16 protein-coding genes, 1 tRNA gene and 4 pseudogenes are annotated in these 23,106 nt (G+C 60.7%); 11 read left to right on the plus strand and 10 right to left on the minus strand.

Annotation, left to right across the window (positions count from 1 at the left end; genetic code table 11):
• On the plus strand, nt 1–759 hold a 759-nt coding region (locus IVA92_RS22740), incomplete at its 5' end, for a transposase (protein WP_247277342.1).
• Nucleotides 760–1,364, plus strand: a pseudogene (locus IVA92_RS22745) (IS3 family transposase); the annotation flags it as partial.
• Between the two features lie 40 nt (nt 1,365–1,404).
• Here IVA92_RS22745 and IVA92_RS22750 read toward each other — a convergent pair.
• Nucleotides 1,405–2,778, minus strand: a pseudogene (locus tag IVA92_RS22750) (IS30 family transposase).
• A gap of 43 nt (nt 2,779–2,821) precedes the next feature.
• On the opposite strand from IVA92_RS22750, the pseudogene IVA92_RS22755 reads away from it, so the two are divergent.
• Nucleotides 2,822–3,100, plus strand: a pseudogene (locus IVA92_RS22755) (IS3 family transposase); the annotation flags it as partial.
• Nucleotides 3,101–3,444: 344 nt separating this feature from the next.
• Nucleotides 3,445–4,824, plus strand: coding sequence for an aspartate aminotransferase family protein (locus IVA92_RS22760; protein ID WP_247277343.1), 1,380 nt, complete (start codon nt 3,445–3,447; stop codon nt 4,822–4,824).
• Between the two features lie 439 nt (nt 4,825–5,263).
• On the opposite strand, the gene IVA92_RS22765 is transcribed toward IVA92_RS22760, so the two are convergent.
• Nucleotides 5,264–5,554: a hypothetical protein gene (locus IVA92_RS22765; protein ID WP_247277344.1), complete on the minus strand. Its 291-nt coding sequence runs from the start codon at nt 5,552–5,554 to the stop codon at nt 5,264–5,266.
• Between the two features lie 21 nt (nt 5,555–5,575).
• Between IVA92_RS22765 and IVA92_RS22770 the strand changes: the two genes are divergently transcribed.
• Together IVA92_RS22770 and IVA92_RS22775 are read left to right on the plus strand one after the other, a co-directional pair.
• Nucleotides 5,576–5,863, plus strand: a complete 288-nt coding sequence (locus IVA92_RS22770) for a GNAT family N-acetyltransferase (RefSeq protein WP_247277345.1) — start codon at nt 5,576–5,578, stop codon at nt 5,861–5,863.
• Between the two features lie 892 nt (nt 5,864–6,755).
• Complete coding sequence (locus IVA92_RS22775; RefSeq protein ID WP_247277346.1) at nt 6,756–6,935, plus strand: hypothetical protein; 180 nt, start codon at nt 6,756–6,758, stop codon at nt 6,933–6,935.
• Between the two features lie 2 nt (nt 6,936–6,937).
• Here the strand turns inward: IVA92_RS22775 and IVA92_RS22780 are convergent, their stop codons facing one another.
• A complete protein-coding gene (locus IVA92_RS22780) occupies nt 6,938–7,171 on the minus strand; it encodes a hypothetical protein (protein WP_247277347.1) in 234 nt (77 codons plus the stop codon).
• Between the two features lie 921 nt (nt 7,172–8,092).
• On the opposite strand from IVA92_RS22780, the gene IVA92_RS22785 reads away from it, so the two are divergent.
• Nucleotides 8,093–8,168: transfer RNA gene (locus IVA92_RS22785), tRNA-Ile, on the plus strand.
• Between the two features lie 230 nt (nt 8,169–8,398).
• On the opposite strand, the gene IVA92_RS22790 is transcribed toward IVA92_RS22785, so the two are convergent.
• The 7 genes and pseudogenes from IVA92_RS22790 to IVA92_RS22820 form a co-directional block, all read right to left on the minus strand.
• Nucleotides 8,399–10,375, minus strand: a complete 1,977-nt coding sequence (locus tag IVA92_RS22790; protein WP_247277348.1) for a hypothetical protein — start codon at nt 10,373–10,375, stop codon at nt 8,399–8,401.
• 27 nt (nt 10,376–10,402) lie between these two features.
• On the minus strand, nt 10,403–12,358 hold the full coding sequence (locus IVA92_RS22795; protein WP_247277349.1) for an ATP-binding protein: 1,956 nt from the start codon (nt 12,356–12,358) through the stop codon (nt 10,403–10,405).
• Nucleotides 12,351–12,989: a hypothetical protein gene (locus IVA92_RS22800; protein ID WP_247277350.1), complete on the minus strand. Its 639-nt coding sequence runs from the start codon at nt 12,987–12,989 to the stop codon at nt 12,351–12,353. Before IVA92_RS22800 ends, IVA92_RS22795 begins: the two co-directional genes overlap by 8 nt.
• A gap of 172 nt (nt 12,990–13,161) precedes the next feature.
• On the minus strand, nt 13,162–14,250 hold the full coding sequence (locus tag IVA92_RS22805) for an XRE family transcriptional regulator (protein ID WP_247277351.1): 1,089 nt from the start codon (nt 14,248–14,250) through the stop codon (nt 13,162–13,164).
• Between the two features lie 67 nt (nt 14,251–14,317).
• Complete coding sequence (locus IVA92_RS22810; protein WP_247277352.1) at nt 14,318–14,908, minus strand: hypothetical protein; 591 nt, start codon at nt 14,906–14,908, stop codon at nt 14,318–14,320.
• Nucleotides 14,909–15,615: 707 nt separating this feature from the next.
• Nucleotides 15,616–16,417 (minus strand): annotated as a pseudogene (locus IVA92_RS22815) (SDR family oxidoreductase).
• 74 nt (nt 16,418–16,491) lie between these two features.
• Nucleotides 16,492–17,070 (minus strand): TetR/AcrR family transcriptional regulator, encoded by a 579-nt coding sequence (locus IVA92_RS22820; protein ID WP_247277742.1) that lies wholly within the window; start codon nt 17,068–17,070, stop codon nt 16,492–16,494.
• Nucleotides 17,071–17,301: 231 nt separating this feature from the next.
• Here IVA92_RS22820 and IVA92_RS22825 point away from each other — a divergent pair, with 231 nt between their 5' ends.
• The 4 genes from IVA92_RS22825 to IVA92_RS22840 are packed head-to-tail and all read left to right on the plus strand — an operon-like array spanning nt 17,302 to nt 23,091.
• The gene (locus IVA92_RS22825) at nt 17,302–18,405 is read left to right on the plus strand and encodes an efflux RND transporter periplasmic adaptor subunit (RefSeq protein WP_247277353.1); all 1,104 of its coding nucleotides are present in this window, start codon (nt 17,302–17,304) and stop codon (nt 18,403–18,405) included.
• The gene (locus IVA92_RS22830; protein WP_247277354.1) at nt 18,405–21,515 is read left to right on the plus strand and encodes an efflux RND transporter permease subunit; all 3,111 of its coding nucleotides are present in this window, start codon (nt 18,405–18,407) and stop codon (nt 21,513–21,515) included. Before IVA92_RS22825 ends, IVA92_RS22830 begins: the two co-directional genes overlap by 1 nt.
• Nucleotides 21,516–21,530: 15 nt before the next feature.
• On the plus strand, nt 21,531–22,145 hold the full coding sequence (locus IVA92_RS22835) for a TetR family transcriptional regulator (RefSeq protein ID WP_247277355.1): 615 nt from the start codon (nt 21,531–21,533) through the stop codon (nt 22,143–22,145).
• 49 nt (nt 22,146–22,194) lie between these two features.
• A complete protein-coding gene (locus tag IVA92_RS22840) occupies nt 22,195–23,091 on the plus strand; it encodes an NAD(P)/FAD-dependent oxidoreductase (protein WP_247277356.1) in 897 nt (298 codons plus the stop codon).
• The last annotated feature ends 15 nt before the right edge of the window (nt 23,092–23,106 follow it).

A 23,106-nucleotide genomic window follows, 5' to 3' on the forward strand; every position in this document is an offset into this window, starting at 1 on the left:
CGCTGCCATTCTTCCATGGAGACGATCCGCGCCGCACTGGTGGGCAACAACCGACATGAACATGTCTTCGCCCTGACCCAATCGCTGGAACTCTACGACATCTACCAGGCGAAGATGCTGGACTGCGATCGCAAGCTCGAAGTCTTGATCGCTGCGTTGGGCAACAGAGGGACAAAACCGGGCGGAAAGCTATCCAGGCCACGCGTAAAGACCAAGCAGGTCAACACACCCACGTTCGATGTCAGGACCGCGCTGTATGGTGTGCTCGGCGTCGATCTGACCGAGATCCATGGATTGGGTCCGTCGCTCGCCTTGAAGCTTATCGGCGAGTGCGGCACAGATCTGAGGGCATGGCCGACCGCCAAGCACTTCACCTCCTGGCTCTGCCTCGCACCGGGCAACAAGATCTCCGGCGGCAAGGTGCTGTCTTCGCGTACGCGACGATCCTCCAGTCGGGCAGCTGCGCTGTTGCGGTCGGCGGCCACAACGGTCGGTCGAAGTGATACAGCGCTGGGAGCATTCTATCGTCGGCTGTCCTCACGGGCAGGTAAGTCGAAGGCGGTGACGGCGACCGCCCGCAAGATTGCGGTTTTATTCTACAACACGCTCCGGCACGGCATGAGCTACAAGGATCCGGGTGCCGACCAATATGAGCAACAATATCGCAGCCGCGTCGTCGCCAACCTTCAGCGCAGGGCCAAATCGCTAGGCTTCGTCTTGCAGGCCATTCCTGGGGACGCCAATCCGGCTGTTTCTTAGGAAGGCCGCAGCCTACTTCGCGAAGGAAGCGACATGAAGTTCGCCTTCGTCGCGAAGCACCGGACGATCTGGCCGGTGGCATGGCTATGCGATGCGCTGGGAGTGTCGCGGTCGGGCTTCCATGCCTGGCTGAACCGCTCTCCCAGCGCCAGATCCCGCAGCGACGAGGAGCTCGGCGGCAGGGTCAAGGCCAGCTTCGCCGCCAGCGACCGCACCTATGGTGCGCGCCGGGTGTGGCGTGATCTGCTCGCCGATGGGGCGGACTGTGGCCTGCACCGGATTGAGCGGCTGATGCGCCTGCAAGGCTTGAGGGGCACGGCCGCGAGGTCGGCGCTTGCCGAAGGACAGCGGCGATCGACAGCTCGAAACGATGCCGGCCAACCTTCTGGACCGGCAGTTCGCTGCCGAGCGTCCGAACCAGAAATGGATCGCCGACTTCACCTATCTCTGGACGGCCGAAGGCTCGCTCTATGTGGCAGCGGTGATCGACCTGTTCTCACGCCGCGTGGTGGGCTGGTCGATGAGTGCCGCCATGACGGCGCAGCTCGTGCTGGCGGCGCGGCAAGCCGGATGCGCTGTTGCATCACTCCGACCAGGGTAGCCAGGGCGGATTCAAACGGTCGTCGCAACACCAATTGTTTTCACTCATGACAGTAATTCGTCAAGCGCTTCTGCCGGCGTTTTCCAGCCCAGTGTCTTTCTCGGTCGGGCGTTGAGGGCCGCCGCTACAGCGGATATCTCGTCGGCGCTGTGGATGCTCAAGTCTGTGCCTTTCGGAAAGTACTGCCGCAGCAACCCGTTGGTGTTCTCGTTAGTGCCGCGCTGCCAAGGGCTTTGCGGGTCGCAGAAGTAGACTTGGATGCCCGCATCGATCTTGAGGCGGTCGTGCTGAGCCATTTCGGCTCCTTGATCCCAAGTCAGCGTGCGACGTAGTTCTTCGGGCAAAGTGATGATGGTGCGCGAGATCGCGTCACGCACGGCTTCCGCCCCGTGTCACGCAAGCGCAGGTCCGTTCTTCTTGCGCGGAGCTTCGCCATGCCCCGCTAATCGGGGAACGTGCAATAGCATAGTGAAGCGCGTCGTGCGTTCGACCAACGTGCCGATCGCCGAGCTGCCAAGACCGAGGATGAGGTCTCCCTCCCAATGTCCCGGCACGGCTCGATCGGCCGCTTCAGCGGGGCGCTCACTGATCATGATCTCCGGCGAGACAAAGCCCTTGCCCCGCCTGCATCCGCGCCCCCTGGGCACGCGCAACACGCGTCCGGTTCGCAAGCAGGCCGTCAGTTCGCTGCGTAGTACACCGCGGCCCTGAACGAAGAGAGCCTGATAGATGGCTTCGTGGCTGATGCGCATCGTCTTGTCGTCCGGGAAGTCGATCGGCAAGCGTCGGGCAATCTGCTCAGGGCTCCATGCCTTGGCCCATCGTCGATCCTTTCGCCGGCCATGCCGGCGGCCGTTCCACTGAACGATGGGGCCAGCAATACAAGCTCCGCTCGGGGCTACAACACTGCCGGCAAGTCTCTCCTCCACATAAGTGCGCAAGGCTGCGTTGGGCGCAAGCTTGGTCGGCTTGGGCCGGCGGGCAGATCGGTCTGCATGCCATTGGGCAGTTGTGGCCCGATCATCCAACCCGCCGCCGCGGGTGGCCGCGTTCCGCCGCAATTCACGGGAGACCGTCGAAGCAGCCCGTCCCAATCGGCGCCCAATCTCCCGTATGGAATGGCCCTGCACCTTTAGAAGGGCGATTTCCTCGCGTTCAGCCAATGAAAGGTAGCGCCCGGAGAGAGGCTTGGCCGAAGATCTGAACATCCCTGGTGGCATGCCGCTTGCCTTTCGGAACAATCTGCTTCCGACAGGTTGCGATAAGCCGGCCTCGAACGCAGCATCTTCGCTGCTCTGGCCCGTGGCCATCGCCTTCCAAAGTCTATTCTGTTCATCGCGTCCGGCCACAGACGGCCGGCCTGCCGATGGCAATGGCGCTCGTCCTGACCGCGCCGAACGTCGAATTACAACTTTCATCGCAACCTCCAACTTCAGGGTGTTGCGACGACCGTTTGAATCCGCCCAGTACACCAGCGAACAGTTCCAGCGCCTGATGGCCGACCACGGCATCGTTTGCAGCATGAGCCGCTCCGGCAACGTCTGGGACAACGCGGCGATGGAGAGCTTCTTCTCCTCGCTCAAGACCGAGCGTACGGCCAACAAGATCTATCGAACCAGAGATGAGGCACGCGCCGATGTGTTCGACTACATCGAACGATTTTACAACACGACCCGCAGGCATTCGACCATCGGCTATCTCAGCCCGGTTGAGTTCGAGCGCAAGGTGGGATTAGCTTAACCTGGTTCCATCAAACCGGCAGCAGCTCAAACCAACAAATTGTATAGCCGACTAAGCTGCCCGCGATTCCGTTCACGCGTCCTCCCGGGCTACTGAGGCCGTCGTGCTCTTAGCCTTGGCGTCGCACCATCGTTTTGGCGCAACTACCAACCTTGGTTGCGCCGGGCCTCTTTTCGCTACATCCGATTTCGCTATTGTTGAACGGCAACGTCGAACGGACAAGGATTCGACTCCAACCTTTCGGTGGCAGCAAGTGGGCCCCCATCGAGCCATAAGGTGGGGGCGCTTATCCCTTGGAATATGGCTCGAGACCCTCTGATGCAGAGTAGGAGAGGAAGCAGAAAATGTCCCACAGATTCAACGAACTCTGTGCTTGGGACCGCGATCACCTCTTGCACCCGGGGACGCACATCGGCGCGCATGCGCGAGGTGAACTTCAAACTCGCGTGATCAGCGGGGGCAAAGGAGTCTACATCACTGATAAGTCTGGGCGAACCAGCCTTGACGCCTTTGCGGGTCTTTTTTGTGTGAATGTCGGATATGGCCGCCAGAAGATCGCCGAGGCGATTGCAAAGCAGGCGAACGAACTCCCCTATTACCACGCATACGATGGCCACGGCACAGAAGCCCCGATCACGCTATCCAGGATGATCATCGACCGGGCGCCGAAAGGCATGAGTCGCGTCTTTTTCGGTCTATCAGGCTCGGACGCGAACGAGACAAACATCAAACTAATTTGGTACTATAATAATGCGCTTGGCCGACCGGAGAAGAAGAAGATTATCTCTCGCTGGCGAGCCTATCACGGCTCAACCGTCATGACAGGCTCGCTGACAGGCCTTGAACTGTACCACAACGCCTTTGATCTACCGCGTACGCCAATTCTCCACACTGAAGCTCCGTACTATTTCCGCCGCGCTGATGCGACCATGAGCGAGGAGCAGTTCGTCCAGGCCTGCGTCGACAAGCTTGAGGCAATGATTGTAGCCGAGGGTCCCGATACAGTCGCGGCGTTCATCGGAGAGCCGATCCAAGGTGCCGGCGGCATTATTCCGCCGCCCACCGGATACTGGGCGAAGGTACAGTCGGTTCTGAAGAAATACGACATTCTACTCATCGCGGATGAAGTCGTCTCCGGATTCGGCCGCTTGGGCAGGATGTTTGGTTCCGACCACTACGACATCAGACCGGACCTGATCACAATCTCAAAAGGTCTGACCTCCGCGTACGCTCCTTTGTCCGGAGTCATTATTTCGGACAAGGTTTGGCAGGTTTTCGTGAAAGGCTCCGATCAACTCGGTAGTATCGGTCATGGTTGGACTTGTTCCGCCCATCCTATCTGCGCGGCGGCTGCTATTGCAAATCTTGAGCTAATCGATGAGATGGACCTGATCACGAATGCTCGCGATATTGGAGCCTATCTCCAGTCCGCACTGACTGAGGCGCTGGGCGATCATGGAAACGTCGGCGAGGTGCGCGGCGACGGGCTGATGGCGGCGGTGGAATTTGTCGAGGATAGGGATAATCGCATCCTCTTCGATACATCAAAAAAAGTGGGTGAGCAGGTCGCCGCCGCGCTGCTTGAGCGTGGCGTTATCGGCCGCGCCTTGCCGCAGGGCGACATTCTCGGGTTCGCGCCGCCGCTGTGCTTAACAAAGCACGAAGCTGATATCATCGTCGAGAGTACAGTGGACGCAGTCAATGCTGTTTTTGCCACTTTTTGAAAAGGCCGCCTTACACCGGCTACCTCGCGCACCTGCCAATATCGCTTCAAAATGCGGCGGAATTATCCTTCCCAGCGATCCTGCGAGTTTCCGTCGGCTGGCCCTTTGGAATACCACCAGCGTCGCACGGCTTCCCAAATAGTACGCAACGTATCGGTCGCAGTCGAGCTTGCCGTCTCGACTCCTAACAAGCATGCATGCTGATGGAACCAAAACTCTTTATGTCGCGATACTGACGAGTGAGTTCTAGTGAATAGGCGTTAGTGCGACTTAAAATCCGGCGACGATTGTTTTCCAGAAGGAACAGAGCCGGTCGTGGATATTCAAGAGGTCATCCCCGATTAGCGGTAAGACCGTATGTCCGTCTCTGCCGATGAGATAGCTCGCCTTACACTGCGCGTCAGCCGATCCTCATCGCAGGAGGACAAGCCGTGGCAGATTATAGGGAAGCATTCGTCGGAATCGATGCCAAGCTGAGAAACGCCATCCGATTGCTGAGGCAGGCCGGGAAGGAGAAGTTCGCTTCTTCGGCGAGGTCGACGCTTCGGCAACCAACATGGGTCGCATCATAGCGCGGATCGAGTCCGGGGATAGCGATGATGTATGGCATCTGCACAGAAGCGCATCGCAGGATGTTGGTGTGTGTGGCCCGGAAGGGGCTTGGGAGGATGATTAACGCAATATCGGGGAAGTATACATCGCCTCGGGTGGAGACTTCGTAGTTGCGCATATTGGTGCCCGATTCGCTGCCATGGGTGGGCTGAAACGTTTTGACGATGATGCCGCAGAACTTAGACGTATGCGGGTCGACCCCGTTTTTCAGCGACGAGGGTTTGGAAGGAGGGTTCTTCGTGAATTGGAGTCGCGAGCTGTAGCTCTCCGTTTCAAGTGGGTAATGCTCGACACAACAACGATCCAAGTAGGGGCCCAAAGACTTTATGAGAGCGCTGGCTATGTTCGCCGCAGGGAAGGGATGTTGCATGGATATGCGGTGATCTTTTACGAGAAGCGGCTCATTCGCCAGGATGACCCCGCATGAGCAAATGAGGTTGTGAGACCGGATAGTCCAGTGGAGCTCTACGGACGCGCAACGAGCACAAGTTCAGTCACTTGCCCCCGACTATCGCCCAAACGCCCAAACTCGCCCCTTGGGAATGATGTCGAATGCGCTCAGATAAAACCGTCACATCCGCGAGGACTTTCTCGTTGAGTCCCGCGAGATCTGCGATCGGAATGAATCGTGTCACTGTAGCTGAAGGAGTTGAAGGTTTCGCGACCGATAGGCCTCGAACGCACGCACAAACTCACGCCTGGCCGAACCAGCTTTGAATTCAAAACGAGAGCTGATACGGTACGCCAGCGGCGGATAGGCGAAGACGCTCTGGAGCGTCGTGGGCTCGCGACGTGAGCGGATGCGCGAAGCGTCGTGGTCAGCGGAAGTCGGGGCCGCCTATTCAGACGGACGATCGCCACCTGCATGAGCGTGGGACAGACTTAAATTGCAGAGCGAGTGGCCCCGGCGCCATGCGCGCGGCAAAACTCTCCAGCCAGGGCAGCGTCGCGACCTTCGAGACGATATAGCGCATCAGGTCTCCCGCCTTGTCCGAACTGCATCGTTGACGTCGAATGCCTCAACTGCACGCAGCAACAAACGCATGATTCGCCGGGGTACCCCTGGCTATGTCCCGATCTGGCTTGCCAGCCGGCATACAAATCCACCTCGATTCAACCGCAACGGGCGCGTCCAATCGCCCCCTACGTCGGGTCAGCTTATGGTCGTCGCCCTTCCAGATCGTGATGCTACTCGGGCGGTATCGACCGCTTGCGTGCCGTAGCGCTCGCAGGCTCGCAACGAAGGACCCAGCTCGTACCCTCTTGGATCACGACTGAGTACCAAATCTGCATCGAGCAGCTGCGGATCGGGTCTCACCATGTTCGTGGTGCTCACGCCTCCCATTCGGATCAACTGCCATTCCGTAGTCTGGTTCAAGCAGCTCTCGCAGGCGCTCGATGCGAGCGAACCGGAATGGATGGACCGGTTTGATCATCGGGCCAAGCCCCTCGGGTCGAATGCGAAAAATCGGATGATGAAAATTACGAGCGCGCGTTGACTTCATGAGTCGACCTGTCGGTTCTCCGCCGAATGCCAGTCCGCGCCGTGGAGGCGGACCATCTCCCGACGGGACCGCTCGATGAAGATGCGCTCAACGCAAAAGCCGGCGGTCACTGAAGCCGCCAGCGCAAGGCCGCAGACCAAATAGTCATTCATGAAATTCAAAAACATGTTGCAGCCGGCGACTCCTACAAAAGTAAGTGCCATGACCGTATTGCGAAATGCCTTAACCATGTTGCCCCCAGGCAGTCGACGAGGGACTTCTACCATCGCAACCGTGGCGATTAGCAGCGTTTGACCCTTGTGATGCGCCGTCTTTCTGCTCGATCAGCTTGGGTCCGGCCGCGCTTTCGACGGCCGTGGGTTCCCCATTGCTCGGCGCAGCTCATCGATCGAGCCCGGCCTCGGCGCGATCCACACCATCTGGGCGCGTCCCCGCCTCTATCACTTCCAGCCTGGCCTATTCCGGGTGGCGACAGCACAAGCGAGAACCGGATGCCTCTCGCCTTCAACTCGCGCAACTCGGGTGGTTAACCAGATCCGATCCAAGAACGTGAGAGTGACCGAAAGATGTGACTTGAGATCGGCATTTTGACTGCCAATGTAAGCGGTCACGGCGCGATAAATTGGCCAGATCGTTCGACGTGTCGAGCCGCAGCACTGTGGATAGGATTTCGGTATCGACGGCGACATGGCTGTGACGGCGCCAAGCGAGCTTCACCGCGAGGTCGGCAAACCGCTCAGCCTCAACGAGTCGTTGCTGATAAGCGAAAGCGATAAAAGCCTACAAGCGGGCTGATGCGTGCAATCCCTCTCTCGCCGTGGGAGGCCGGCGCAGTAATCACGGGCCTGTCAGACACGAAGCGGAGCTCCAGAGATGATAAGCGTCATTGCCATCGTGCGGCGGCGACTGCCTGCGCGCCCAGTGGACCAACGCGAGAAGCTCACCTAGTCGGTCGGCCTGTTCTGTTCAGCAAGAATGAGCTAAGGCATGACTCAATCGGCACTTCTCGGGAGGGAGGGTAAGCGTCGTTTTCAGCGCTTACGAGGGAGGAGGAGCGGAGGGAGGCTCTTCAATGGGATTGCCAGAATGCCAGCCATTCTGTAAACGAGCCCCGCGCCGGTCCGAGCGTCGTTCAGCGGTCGCCAGCAGCGGGGCCTGTAGCTCAATGGTTAGAGCCGGCCGCTCATAACGGTCTGGTTGCAGGTTCGAGTCCTGCCGGGCCCACCAGCGCGCTATTTCGTGTGCGGACACTTTGAAAACGACTCGATTTCCGCTTTAAGAACGACTCGATTTCGTTTTGAAAACGACTCGATCTTCCATCCTGCTGGTACACCTCGCGAATCTCGCCTCGATTTTTTCGCCGATTTTTGAGCGCGGAAAAAGCGAGGGGGGTCTTTTCTCCACGTTGACGGACCTGATGAACTTGCGCCGGCGCAGCGAGGCCGTTCGCTGGACGCCTACACAGACGGTTTCCGTGTCAGTTGGCGATGTGCCGGCTTCCTTGTGGGCGGGCTGCTGCCTCGGTCGCGTTTGAGCCCCCTCTTGGTTGCTACTGCCGGCGAGATCCGGTTGCCTGGAACCTTCACAACGAGCACGCCGCGACGAATACCGTCGTCGAGGAAGTCGCCCACGGCCGCCCTGACCAAGGCGCTGATGTGCTGGCCGACGCTTTGGTGCCTTGTCAAATCCAGCGCCATCAGCATTCCCAAGGGGACGTTCGTGTTCTGGTACGCCGCCGTCTGCTCTCCGTAATTCTCCATCAGAACATCGAAGGAGCAATCGTCTGTCTCCCGCTTGATCTCGGTGATGATCCGGACGCGCCCCAGATCATGAAAGACATCCGCGCGCCCCGCAGCCACCCCTCTCACTTCGTCGTGCGTGCCCAGATTCGAGGCACGAAGGAATCGCAAATAGTCCTCCTGCAACTCCTTCTCGAGCGGCATGCTACCATCCGGATTCTCGAACAGGTAAGCACCCGTGGGATCTTGGGCCGCCGTTGCATCGAGCCGGAATTCGAGAAAGAGCAACGTTTTTAGGGCAAGCGCCAGGAAGTCCGCTCTGACCTCCTCATACTTAGCGAACGCCCCCACTGCCGCGAAATCGGCCATCAAGGCTTCGAGGCATTCCATGATCGCATGAGAGATTTTACTGCTCTCGATCTCGTGGATTCGGGCGACCGCGATGGACGCCGCGTCGAACGCACCGAGCTCCTTAGCCCTTGCTTGCAGTGCGGCGAGCAGCGGGCTTCCGCTCGTCGCATCAAGAGGGTTTGGCGGCTGTCGTCCTGCGATGTAGTTGTCGACCAGGCCTATCAACTCTGCGGCCGCTGCCGCCTTGTCGGACGTTGAGTTCTCGGACAGCCACCGACGCAATGCCAAGGCCTGGGCGTGATTATGTAACAGGCTCGATTCTATTCGCGGAGCGACGATCGCCTCGACTCCCCCCGCCTGCTGGCCTCCCAGGATCGTCCGACTCGCCGTGTACACGGTGAGCAACTCTTCCTCGATGATCCTGATGCCGTCGAGCCAAACGGCCTGGTCAATCTCGTCCGCGAGGCGTGCCAGGCGCATGCCTAGCGAAGCCCACGCGGCGATCTGAGCACCGCGTGATCCCATCAGGGGATTGTCGTCGGATCCGTACACGTACGCGGAATGGGCGAACGCCTCTCGCTTGAGGGCGATCACCCATTCGCCCATCTCGGAGGCGGGCCGACGCTCATAGAAACCTTCGAGCAGACTGATGGCGATCGAGAACGCCTTTGCATCCGACCGAGCCTCTCTAGCCGCCACCGCCGAGTCAAACGAGACCCGAGCGACGCCCATAAGTTCCTTGGCTCTCGCCGGATCCCCCTCCTTCAGCGCCTCGCCTACATTGTACAGACCGAGCTCGAAATTCGCATCGTCCGCGGCCGCTTCGATCTTAACGACGTCCCTCAGAAATTCGAGAATGCCTTCGTGCGGCTCTTCGGAGTAAAGGAAGCCGCCAACCCGCGCAGCATGGGCAAGGTAGAACGGGTCATCATCCAGTCTCGCGCTCGCAATCGCAGAAGCCAGCCTGAGCGCCCGCCGGGCCTTGTTGCGCTTCAACATGAGAGCGCCAAGAAGCGAAGCGGTACGGACGGTGACGGCGACGCTACCGTCTTGCGACAGTCTCAGCCAGTGGTCGAAAATTCCTTCTTCGAGATCATCCGCCAGTCGGTTGCCCTGGAGGACCTCGACGAGTGAGTTGAGGCTGAAGTCGTTCTGGACGCGGGTGATGACCCCCGCGGCGAACTGCTGAGCTGCCGGCTCATCACCCGCTTCTTCCAACGCTATTTCCACGAACTCGGCGGAAAACCTGCTCGCCGAAATCGCGTCGATCGCGGACGCGACGGCCGAAAGTCCGCCGAAGTCAGCCAGCCTTGGTGAATGCCCCCGCTCGAGCAGGGTCGTCATGGTCTGCTCTAAGGGATCCATCGCGCGTCACCAGAGATATTCGTCGCCCTCAGCGTAGCGCAAGTTGCTGCAAGGGACACGCTCTCTGATGGCCGGCTTGTCGATGCCGGTGATAAAGATCTGCACATGAGGCAGTTCGGTCGCGAGTTCCGCCAAGCCTGCAATCAGCTTCTCGTAGTCTGGCCCAACCATCTCGTTGGCACCGGGAGAATCGACCAGCAGCAGGCCAGGGTGACGACCCACCCCCTCGGTCTCGGCGATCTTCAGGATCGCAAGCGTTGCAGCCACTTTGAGGCGCACCTTCTCGCCCGCCGTCTGGGCCGAAAAGTAGGATTGCTGCCCACCCTTGGTGAGCTTCATGCGGGTTGCGCCGTCGATCGAGAGCTTTTCGAGGTTCTCGATGCCGAAGCGACGGGCGTAATCGGCCGTCAGATCGGAAACCCGCGTGAGGATCACCTCTTGATTCGGCTTCATTAAATCCTTAGCGATCGCCTCCGCCGCCGAGAGGATGTCACGATCGTCGCCCTCGATTTCGCGAGCCATGGCCAGAGGACGATGAAGCTCCTCGATCTGAGCCTCCAACCTGATGCAATCCCGTTCGGCGTCTAAGTGCGGCTGCGGATCTTCAACTGCCTGCTCTGCCTGTCGACATTCCCGCTCCGCCGCACGCAAGCGCTCTTCCTGATCCACGACGTCTTGGCGGGCGGACTGCGCGCGGCTATCTTGTGCTTCCCACTCGGACTTCGCTTCTTCAACAGCCTCGACGAGTCGCTCCTCTTCGGCGGCGACGAGGCCTGCGGCTTGCGGCCTGTCGGGCGTGCCGCAGACCACGCAAACATGCTGCTGTTCTGTCGTTTTCCGACGCTGTTCCGTGATCACCTCGTCGCAACTCGGACAGCATTCGGGCTTCAGAGCCCGAAAGATGAACCCGGCATCTCTCGACTCCTTGAACTCGCGTAGCTCGCGCCGGGCGCGGTCGTAGCTTTCCTTTGCCGCCGATGCGTCCGCATCGATCGCCGTTCGCACGATTTTCAGGCGGCGCAACTGTTCTTCGCAAGCGGCATATCTGACGTTTGCGGCCTGAACTGCCTGACGCAATTCGCGCGCGCTCGGCTTCGACTGGACCCGCTTCCTGGCTTCTTCCAGGCTTTTCTCCAGCTCGGCGATCCTGGCTTCGGCCTGCGTGCGGGCACGCTTCTGCAACTCCTCGGCCTGTCGTGTCTCATGGCTCAGGCGACCGACCACCGCGGTCAGATCGTTCCGGGTCCCCACCAGGGGCATGCCGACGAACATCTGCATCATCCGGAGCGGCATCGCGGCAAGTGGAGTCGATCCGAACAACGCGCCAGGATCCGGCTCGATCGTCATTGCGGTTGAGAGCCACGGCCAATCGTGACCCTGATCGACCGATTTCCCGTCCCGGACCGTGTGATTTGTGATCCTTTCAAGTCCGAGTTCACTCATGAAAAACGCGGACATCACCTCTTCGAATTCGTCCTCCGACGCGAATACGCGCACCGGGATTTCACGCTCCTCGTCGAACCGGATCAACTTCCCCTCGGACTTCACGGCATCGGAGAGGCGAACCTCATAGGCCCGCTCGTCCAGGGTGAACCGGAGGCTTACAGTGGCGAACCACTCCTTCATCTCGGACGGGAGGGACCGACGCCCAGTCAGACACCATCTCATGATGGACAGGAGAGTCGTTTTGCCCCGCAGATTCCGACCGGACAAGATGGCGTGCAATCCGGGGCCTAGATCCGACCACTCGAAATCAATGGGCGTCTGCGCGCTCACCGATTTCTGGCCCTTGAATACGACCGATCGAATGGTCAGCCGGCGGGGGATCGCAATTTCGGCTCTGGGTTTGATGTTGTAGCGCTCGAGAGCTCGCCTGACTTCGTCGGCGCTCCGCTTTGACTTCGAAGCAATGCTTTCCACCCAGTCCGCGCCGGTCTCTTTGGATTTCCGCTGTTCAGCCATTCGCAGTCTCCAAAGCCTCAGCAAGACGCTTGCGAACGCGCTCCGCGATCGTGGGGATCAGATCTCCCCGCCTGGTCTCATGATATTCCTTTTGCTCATGCTGCCGCTGCTTAAGCGCTCCGCCGCCCCTGCCATCGGCCATTTCGAGCACCAGCCTGACCCTGGATTCGTACCAGTAAAATTCCGGCAGTTCGGTAACGATGCGCTCGACGAGCTCGAAGGCCGCTCTGCTCACAAGGAAATCGCGGTGATTGGCGGCCTTGCCCAGCGGCTTCGTCCTGGCGGTCACCAATCCGCGCGCCTTTAGATGAGCGATCGCAGTATCGATCGGCTCATAGGCGCCGAAATAATTCCGTAACATCGGGACCCGGCGGAGATCCGGCTCTTCATCGTCGAAGATTCGGCGAGCCGTATCGAGGTATCGCTTCGTGCCGGTCGCTTCGTACTTTGCGAGGAGCTCGTCGGCCAGGTAGTCTGGATAGCGGACCCAGAAATCGAGGGCTTGGAGCTTCACTTCCCCGTCGAACACGCCGACGTCGCTCGGAAAACTCTCGTCCGAAAAGGATTCGCAGCCCCTTACCAAAATGAAGAGGAGCCGGAGTGCATTACGATAATAGTCAGCCTTCGCCATCGATTGAGTTCGGTCATGGATAAGAGTGACGCGCCGTTTACGTGAGCTTTCGACCTAGTGATCTCATGGGTTGAATCGCAAGGCAAGCCCTGTTGGCGAATTGGCATTTCAAAGGCCTACAACGAGCCTGCGCCTCCGCAAACGATTGAGAGCGCCATTGGCGCCAATGCCGCTATTGAATGACGCGCAGATGGCTCTGACGGCCCTTGTCATCGCCGGGCATGGCGACCGAATAGAACTGCCCGATTTCTCGGCCGTGCATGTTCAGCATCGTCGTCAGATCATCGAGCGAATAGTTGAGATCGTTCATGTGCAGCGAAACGAGTTCGCTGATAGTGCGCGGGGTCTCCGGCGGAAAGTCGAGCTCTGGCGGCTCGCGGAGCTTGATCTTGTGGATATTGAATTGCTTCCAGATGTATTGAGCCTGGCCCTCGTTGAGAGCTCCACCTCGCTTGGCTGCGAACACCAGAGATGCCATCGACACGCGCCACTGCGGCTTGAGGGCGGCGAGCAGCGGCAGGTCGACCTTGCGGCCCACAAAATACGGCTTCACATCCTCCGTCGGCAGCAGGAAGTTGGAGGCGAAATGGTTGGCTTCGTTTTCCATCTCCGGTGTCGGAAATTTGTGCATCACGATGTGGCCGAGTTCATGCGCGAGGGTGAAGCGCATTCGGTCGGCTGGCTGACTGGAGTTGATAACCACGAGCGGCGGCATGCCGGCAATCGAGAATGTCACCCCACTGATCGACGATCCGCCGAAATCGGAATGCGCGACAACGATGCCGGCGTCCTCCACCAGCGCGGTGAGATCTTCAATTGGGCCCTCTGGAACTTGCCAGAACCGGCGCACCAGGTCGGCGATGGCGGCGGGGTCGTTGCCGTAGGAATCGGAGTCGAATCGCGGGAGCTTGCGGGTCGGATCCAGATCGGTTGCGTCGAGCAGCCGGCGCAGGTGCATGATCCGGATGTTGAGTTCAGCGATGATGCGATGGACTTCTGGCGCCGGCACGTCGGTCTTCTTGCGCCACATCGGATGCACGCTGACCGGCGCGCCGTAGACCGTGTCGGTCTGCTTGAAGAAGGCGGTCGGCAGCGCGAACAGCTTGGAGGCGGATTCGAGGAGGGCCTCCGTCGGGTCCTTCAGGCCGGTTTCGACCCGGGAGAGTTCGACGGGAGGCACGCCGAGACCCGCAGCGGCCTCGCCCTGCTGCAATCCTCGAAGTTGCCGCGCGAGGCGCAGCATGTTTCCGGTCGTTCCCATAAAGCTTCCCCTACGCAATACGCCGGCGATTCGGCTTAACAACTGGTAACCGGGCAATCAGACCCGGTCACGAAGCGCCGCGGGACTTCTTTTTGGCATCCTCGGACTTGAGCTTGGCACGACGACCGCCGACGGCCGGTGTCGGCGCCGGTTTGGTCGGAAAGTGGATGGTCTCCTGAACACCGCCGGGCATCTCGTACGACCAGAGCACGCTGGCGCCGTTGCGGGAGGTGACGTGCAAACTGTCGTAACCCGTGCGCAGCGCGTTCAGCTTCCAGCAGATCTCAACCTTCATGGCTTCCGGCGCATCCGGGAAGGCCAGCGTCGGGTTCAGAAATCTGTCGTTTGCGCCTGTCTTGATGTTCTGTCCCGCACCGGCCCGGTCAGCCTTCTTGAAACGGGCGAGCACCGTGTTGGCGAAGAGGAAGCGGGCGGTAGCCTTGCCCTTGAAGACCTTCACACCTGGTTTGCCATCGAACTCGACCATGGCGGCTTGGACCACGCAGTCGAAGATCTCGGCGGCATCGGTGCGCTTGTACAGATTGCCGGCGCCACGTCGCGCGAGATAAGCCTTGAAGCCATTGTCCACAGCCCGACGGACGCGTTTATCGAACGGCGCGAGGGATGTACGGACCGCAGGTTCTACGGGCATGGGCATGGGCAGAATCTCGCGTTGTGACTGCGGCAATCATGACAGTCACCACGCCAAAAACAAGGAATTTATTTCAAATTCCTTTCAAGCGAGCCGATAATCTCGCTAAGCCATTGTCTTTGCTATCGGTCGCGCTGCGGCTTGCGAGCGCCCTGGACTATCGGCGTGCCGTTGTTGGGCCGTTGAAGCGGAGGCGTTCATGCTCGGGTTTTCCTCGTAGAGCCTGTCTGAACTAACGAGCGCGCGCTTCCCGACTAGAGGCCCCACGAGCGAGGCGCCGCTGCTACGCGGCCATTCGCAGCAGATCCACGATATCGGCTTCGTCTTACGGAGTGCCTGATCTTCTCGATCTCGTCGGTGTTGGAGTTCAGGGTCCGACTGGCAATGAGGAAGACGCGCTTTGCGTCAAGTCGCTCCGCCTCGGCGCGGATAGATTGGGAGGCGGCTTTGCCATAGATGACGCGGTCAATTGCCGGAAATTTATGTACACCGGCGTTGCGCATTTCTTCCTCCCATTAGATGCCCGATACGGACGTTATCTTATGATCATCATTCTAGTTCGAGTCGGCATCTCAGCACGCTGGAGCCCTGCGGCGGGCGATTAGATCGCGACTGTTCATGGATGCGCTGCCGCCAATGTCAGGCGAGCCAGCTCGGACGGGGTGCTCGACAGAGGCCTTCGCTTTTCCACAGCGCCGCGACCGCGCCAGGCGTCAAGCGTCCATGATTCTTTTCATCGTGGCCCTTTGCATCGATCGCGGCGTCAGGCGATTTGAAAAAGCGGCCATGTTGTTCGCCATGCCTGGGATCACCATGGCCTTCCCCTGCGAGAGCGCCCGAATACCGCTCTCGGCGACCGGACGCGGCTTCATGGTGAGGAGGCGCAGCAAGCCTGAAGCGGTTGCGCCGGCAGCCGCATCGAAACCCGTTGCGGTGTGCCCGGGGCAGAGACTGGTCACGACCACGCCATGCGGGCGGAGTTCGTCATGCAGGGCTTCGCCAAGGGCGAGTACATAAGCCTTGGTTGCCGCATAGGCGGCATAGCTGGGAACGGCCTGGAAGCCCAGAAGGCTGGCGATGAGAAGGACATGTCCGGATCGCCGCTTGGCCATATCGCGGCCGAAAAGATGGGTCAGTTCCGTGACCGTCGTGATGTTGAGCTGGATCATGTTCGCGGTCTGCTCGATCGGCGTGTCCAGGAAATCGCCGTGCAGGCCGAATCCGGCATTGTTCACTAAGATGTCGATCGTCACCGACCTCGCGTCGAGACTGCTTTTCAGGCGGCTGGCCGCGCTCGGCGCGGCAAGATTGATCGCCTGGACGAGCACATCCACCCCCGTATTTGCTGCGGAGATCGGAGGCAAGCTTTTCCATCCACTCCCGCCGTCGAGCCGCCAAGACGAGATTGACTTTCTGCGCCGCCAGGAGACCTGCGAATTCAAGACCGAGGCCACTCGACGCTCCCGTGACCAGCGCCCATTTTCCGGCGAAGCTGTTCATTGCTTCATTCGACATCGTTCTCGTCCTCATCTAGTTGGTCAGCGAATGGGGCTCGGCCAGATCTCACTCAGAAACACCGCCCCATCCTTTCAAGCTGCGGCGGCGCCGCGAACCTGTTTCGCCGCGGCATCCAGAACGGCCTGAGCCAAATCAGGATCGTTGACGACGCGCGACAGCGTCACCGCGCCGACCATCGTCGCGAGAATGGCCATGGCCTTGCTGCGGGAGGCCTCGTCGCCGGCCCCGGCGAGAAAGCGGTCGAGCACGTCGAGATGCGCTTTGATTCCTGCTTCGAATTCCGCCTTCACCTCGGGGCCCTGTCGGGCAGCGTCTGAGCCGAGTGCCACGATGGGGCAGCCGTCCATCTTTTCTCCGCGATGGTCGCCGCTGAGGTAAAACCGGATCACCGCGCCGAGCGGATCATCAGGATTCTGTGCGGCCGCATCCGACCATCGGCCGGACGCGGTCTCCAATGCGCGCCTTGACGCCTCGACAGCCAAATCCTCTTTTGACGCGAATTGCTTGTAGAAAGCGCCTTGAGTTAGCCCGGCCCCCTCCATCAGATCCTTGAGCCCGATGCCATCAAAGCCGCGCTCCCTGAACAGGCGACTTGCCACATTGATCACGGTTTTGCGGTTCTCCGCAGCCTGAACGCGACTGACTCGCATCGGCACCTCCAACTTAGATTGCATTTTAACTCTATTACCACAATATAGAAGCCGAACGCAATCTATCAAGGGCCCCAACGCCGAATCTCTTGGTAGGAGCGCTTCAGCCGGCCCTCTTACGTCGCCCGAGGGCCAGGAATCACATTTTCGACGCCTCGCTTCCTTTTTAGATTGCGTTCGAAAGCTAAACGGAATACAGAGTTCGGACGAAATCTAAATTGGGAGACTGACATGAAGATGCGGGGTTTTGCGGTTTTGGCTGGTATTTTGATCTCGGCCGGGGTGGCGACCTTCGTTGCCCTCGGGATCCCGCCCCGGGAAGCCTCTGCGGTCGGTGACCGCAGGCAAGAGCCCCCGATGGTCCGTGTCGTGATGGCCGCGGCGGTCGGCGGATCCGAACGCGGTTTCACCGGCACCATCGGCGCGAGGGTGGAAAGCAATCTCGGTTTTCGCGTCGCCGGTAAGATCGTCGAGCGGCTCGTCAGTGTCGGTGAGCAGGTCAAATCCGGGCAGCCGCTGATGCGGATCGACGAAACCGACCTCCGCCTGGCGCTCGCAGCGAAGCGCAATGCCGTCGCCGCTGCGCGCGCAGCTGTCGTTCAGACCGACGCCGATGAGCGGCGATACGCCAACCTGGTCAGCGACGGATGGACTTCCAAACAGCGCTACGAGCAGGCAAAGGCCGCCTCGGATACAGCCAAAGCGCAGCTTGCCGCGGCGGAAGCCGACGCCGGGGTTGCCGAGAACCAGGCGACCTATTCCGTCCTGGTGGCCGATGCGGATGGTACGGTCACCCAAACGCTGGGCGAGCCGGGACAAGTTGTCTCCGCCGGCCAAGCGGTCGTTCGGGTCGCGCAGTCCGGTCCTCGCGAAGCTGTGGTGGCGCTCCCCGAAACGATCCGGCCGGCGATCGGCTCGCTCGCTGAGGCGAGCCTGTATGGGAGCGATGGGCGCTTTACTGCGCATCTGCGGCAGTTGTCGGATTCCGCCGATCCTCAGACCCGCACCTATGAGGCCCGCTACGTGCTCGGCGGTGAGGCCGCGGCGGCACCGCTTGGCGCGACGATCACCATTCGGCTTGCAAGCCAGGGGAGCCAGCCGGAAGTTCAGGTGCCGCTGGGAGCCGTGCTCGACGACGGCAGAAAGACCGGCGTTTGGGTGTTTGACGGCGGCACCTCGACCGTCCGCTTTCAGACCATCAAGCTTGTGCGTGTGACCAGCGAAAATGCCGTTATCTCCGGCCTGAACTCCGGTGATCGGGTTGTCTCTCTAGGCGCACACCTCTTGCAGGAGGACGCTCACGTCAGGACAGCCTCTCAAGACAGGAGCAACTGATGAGCTTCAATCTTTCCGCGATCGCAGTCCGTGAACGGGCCGCAACGCTGTTCTTCTTGCTTTTGCTGGCAGCCGCGGGCGCCTACGCCTTCTTCATGCTCGGACGGGCCGAGGATCCCTCCTTCACCATCAAGACCCTGACGGTCACGACCGTGTGGCCGGGTGCGACCGCACGCGAGATGCAGGACCAGGTCGCCGAACCGCTGGAAAAGCGGATCCAGGAGCTGACCTGGTACGACCGGGTGGAGACGACCACACGGCCGGGTTATGCGTACATGACCGTGACGCTGAAGGACAACACACCGCCATCGAGCGTGCAGGAGGAATTCTATCAGGCCCGCAAGAAGCTGGGCGATGAAGCCCGCAAGCTGCCCCCCGGTGTGCTCGGCCCGTTCATCAATGACGAATATTCGGACGTCAGCTTCGCCCTTTATGCCCTCAAGGCCAAGGGCATGCCGATGCGGGAGCTCGCCAGGCAGGCCGAGACCATTCGCCAGGATCTCCTGCACGTGCCCGGCGTCAAGAAGATCAACATCCTCGGCGAGCGCCCCGAGCAGATATTCGTCGAGTTCTCCTATCCCAAACTGGCAACTCTCGGCGTATCGGCAACGGATATCGTTGCCGCCTTGCAGCGGCAGAACACCGTTACACCGGCGGGTTCGATCGACACCAGGGGGCCGCAGGTCTTCATCCGGGTCGAGGGAGCCTATGACAGCGTCCAGGCGATCGCCGACACTCCGATCGTCGCAGCCGGGCGAACGCTGAAGCTTTCCGACATCGCCGAAGTCCGTCGCGGTTACGAGGATCCTCCCACCTACCTCATCCGGCACCAGGGCGAGCCCACCATCATGCTCGCGGCGGTCATGCAGGAGGGCTGGAATGGTCTCGCGCTCGGCAAGGCGCTGGAGGAGAGGTCCGCAGCGATCTCCCGGACACTGCCACTCGGGATGACGTTGGCAAAGGTCAGCGACCAGGCCGTCAACATCTCCTCATCGGTGAACGAATTCATGATGAAGTTCGCGATGGCGCTCGGGGTGGTGCTGCTGGTGAGCCTGCTCAGCCTCGGCTGGCGCGTCGGCATCGTTGTCGCGGCTGCCGTCCCACTGACGCTTGCCGTCGTGTTCCTCATCATGCTGGAGACCGGCCGTTTCTTCGACCGCATTACGCTGGGCGCCCTCATCCTGGCGCTGGGCCTGCTCGTGGACGACGCCATCATCGCCATCGAGGTGATGGTGGTGAAGATGGAAGAGGGCATGGACCGCATCTCGGCGGCAGCCTATGCCTGGAGCCACACCGCGGCACCGATGCTGTCGGGAACACTCGTGACGATCGCAGGCTTCCTGCCGGTGGGCTTCGCCCGCTCGACGGCCGGCGAATACGCCGGCAACATCTTTTGGGTCGTGGGGTTCGCTCTCATCGTCTCCTGGATCGTCGCGGTGGTCTTCACGCCGTATCTCGGCGTCAAGATGCTGCCCGCGATCAAACCGATCGAAGGCGGTCACCACGCGATTTATGGTACGCCCAACTATCGGCGCTTGCGCGCTCTCATTACCTTCGTCGTGCGCCACAAGTTCGTGACCTGCGGCGTCGTCGCCGTCGCCTTCGCGCTTTCCGTCGCCGGCATGGGCGGCCTCAAACAGCAGTTCTTCCCGACGTCCGACCGCCCCGAAGTGCTGGTGGAAGTTCGTCTGCCGGAAGGCACCAGCATCGGGACGACGACCGCCACCGTCGCAAAGCTTGAACGCTGGCTGGAAGGCCAGTCGGAGGCCAAGATCGTCACGAGCTATGTCGGTCAGGGTGCGCCGCGCTTCTTCTTCGCGATGGCGCCGGAGCTGCCCGATCCGGCCTTCGCCAAAATCGTCGTGCTGACACCGGACGCGGAAGCCCGCGAGGTCTTGAAGCATCGGCTCCGACAGGCGGTGTCGGATGGGCTTGCGCCTGAAGCCAATGTGCGCGTCACGCAGCTCGTGTTCGGACCCTATACGCCATTCCCCGTCGAGTTTCGGATCATGGGGCCTGACCCCGCGCAACTATACGCGATCTCTGAAAAGGCGCTCGGTATCATGCGTGGCGTTCCTGATGTGCGCCAGGCGAACCGCGATTGGGGTGATCGGACGCCCGTGCTCCGCTTCATCCCGGATCAGGATCGGCTGAACCTCATCGGCCTTTCCCCCGCGGAGGTGGGCCGGCAGCTCCAGTTCCTCCTCACTGGCATCGCCGTGACACAGGTCCGCGAGGACATTCGCAATGTGCCCATCGTGGCACGCAGCGCCGGCGGCGAGCGGCTGGATCCGACGCGACTGGCGGATTTCTCATTGATGAGCCGAGACGGCCGCGCCGTTCCGCTCGACCAGGTGGGCCATTCGGAAGTCCAGCTTGAAGAACCGATCATGAAGCGTCGCGACCGCACCCCCGTCGTCATGATCAGGTCGGACATCAATGAGGCGACTCAGCCTCCGGAGGTCTCCAAGGATATCCAGACGGCTCTTCAGCCGCTGATCGCATCTCTTCCGACCGGTTATCGCATCGAATTGGGCGGATCGATCGAGGAGGCCACCAAAGCCAACGACGCGTTGGCGACAATCTTTCCGGTCATGATTGCCGCCATGCTGATCGTCATCATGCTGCAGGTGCGATCCTTCTCGATGATGGCCATGGTCGTGCTGACCGGACCACTTGGCCTCGCCGGCGTCGTGCCGATGTTGCTGATTTTTCACCAGCCGTTCGGATTCAACGCCATTCTGGGCCTGATAGGCCTGGCGGGTATCCTGATGCGCAACACACTTATCTTGACCGACCAAATCAAGGAGAACCTTGCAGCTGGCCTTGACGACTATCACGCCGTCATCGAGGCCACGGTGCAGCGCACCAGACCCGTGATCCTGACCGCGCTTGCAGCCGTGCTGGCCTTCATCCCCCTCACGCATTCCGTTTTCTGGGGATCCATGGCCTACACGCTGATCGGCGGCACCGCGGTCGGAACGGTTCTGATCCTGCTGTTCCTTCCTGCGCTTTATGCCGCGTGGTTTCGGATCAAGCCGACCGCAGATGACATGCATGAGGTTTCACCCAGGAGGCCGGAACTGCAGCCAGCATTGGCTGCCGAATAAGGCGCTGTTGCTCCAATGGATCGTCCGATCCGAACGGGAAGAGAGTCCGACGAGGCCCGCGCCCGGATCCTGGGAGCGGCGGAAGAGCGCTTTCGGCGGGTCGGTCACCACAGGACGTCGGTGGCCGACATCGCCGCCGAGCTCGGCATGAGCCCGGCGAACATCTACCGGTTCTTTCCCTCCAGGAATGCAATCGACGAGTCCATCTGCGGGCGTCTAATGAACGAGCTTGCCGACCTCGCCTTTGCGATCGCACGGAGGGACGCGCCGGCAACCGAGAAACTCGAGGAACTGCTGAGCACTGTTCACCACCACAGCAAGATGACGTTGGTCAAGGCGAAGCCCATGCACGATCTGATCGTCGCCGCCACGCAGGAGAACTGGCCGATCATCAAGGCGCATATCGAGCGGATGGAGACGATCTTCGAGGCGATCATACGCGGGGGCGCCCAAGCGGGCCAATTCGATGTCGAAGATCCCGCCGAAGCGGCGCGAGCAGTCAGATCCGCGTTTATGCCATTCTTCCATCCGATTCTGATCGAGCACTGCGTTGTACACGGCGAAGACACGGAAGCAGGCCTGCGCGACCAGATTCGTTTCATACTGAAAGCACTCGGTAAATCGGGCTGAGCGGTCTGCTGCGTTCAACCCCTCCATCCACAACACGGAGCCCGTCACCATGGATGACGTCATCATCATCGGCGGCAGCTTTGCCGGTCTCGCCGGCGCCCTGCAGCTCGGCCGTGCCCGCCGCAAGGTCACCGTTCTCGATACCGGCCTGCCGCGCAACCGCTTCGCCGGCCACTCGCATGGCCTGCTCGGCCACGATCACAAGCCGCCGCTGGACATCCTGGCCGAGGCGCGGCAGCAGCTGGCGCGTTATCCCACGATCAAGCTGGTCAGTGCCCGGGCCGACAGCGTCTCCGGCGCCATCGACGATTTCAACGTGCTCACTTCCGATGGCGAAAACCTTGGAGCGCGTCGCCTGATCCTGAGCTATGGCGTCGCCGACCAGATGCCTGATATTCCGGGCTTTGCCGAAGGCTGGGGCACCTCCATCGTGCCCTGCCCCTATTGCGACGGCTTTGAAGTCGCCGGCCAGCATTGGGGCCTCGTCTGGTCCGGCCGGCAGTCGCACAATCAGGTCAGGCTGTTCCACGATTGGACCGACAGGTTGACGGTCTTCGCCAATGGTCATGACATTCCGCCCGATATCCGGGCCGATCTGGCGCGCCGCAACACACCTGTCGTCGATGGCCGGATCACTGGGATCGCCCATCACGGGGGCCATAGCGCCACCGTCAAGCTCGATACCGGCCCCAATGTCGCGGTCGACATCCTGTTCGCGCATCCGCGCAACAAGCCGTCCGCGAGCCTGCATGAATCACTGGGTCTCGCCACGGTCGATACGCCCCTCGGGATCATCCTCAAGGTCGACGAGCGCCGCGAAACCAGCATGCCCGGCATCTACGCCGCCGGCGACCTTGCCAACCCCATCACGCCGCCATCGGTCACCCTGGCGTCATCGCACGGCGCGATGGCAGGTATCTTCGCCCAGCAGTCGATGCTGGTTTGAGAGCACAGGTTGGAG

The organism is Bradyrhizobium sp. 154, from assembly GCF_023073875.1.
In the GTDB taxonomy this organism is placed as follows: domain Bacteria; phylum Pseudomonadota; class Alphaproteobacteria; order Rhizobiales; family Xanthobacteraceae; genus Bradyrhizobium.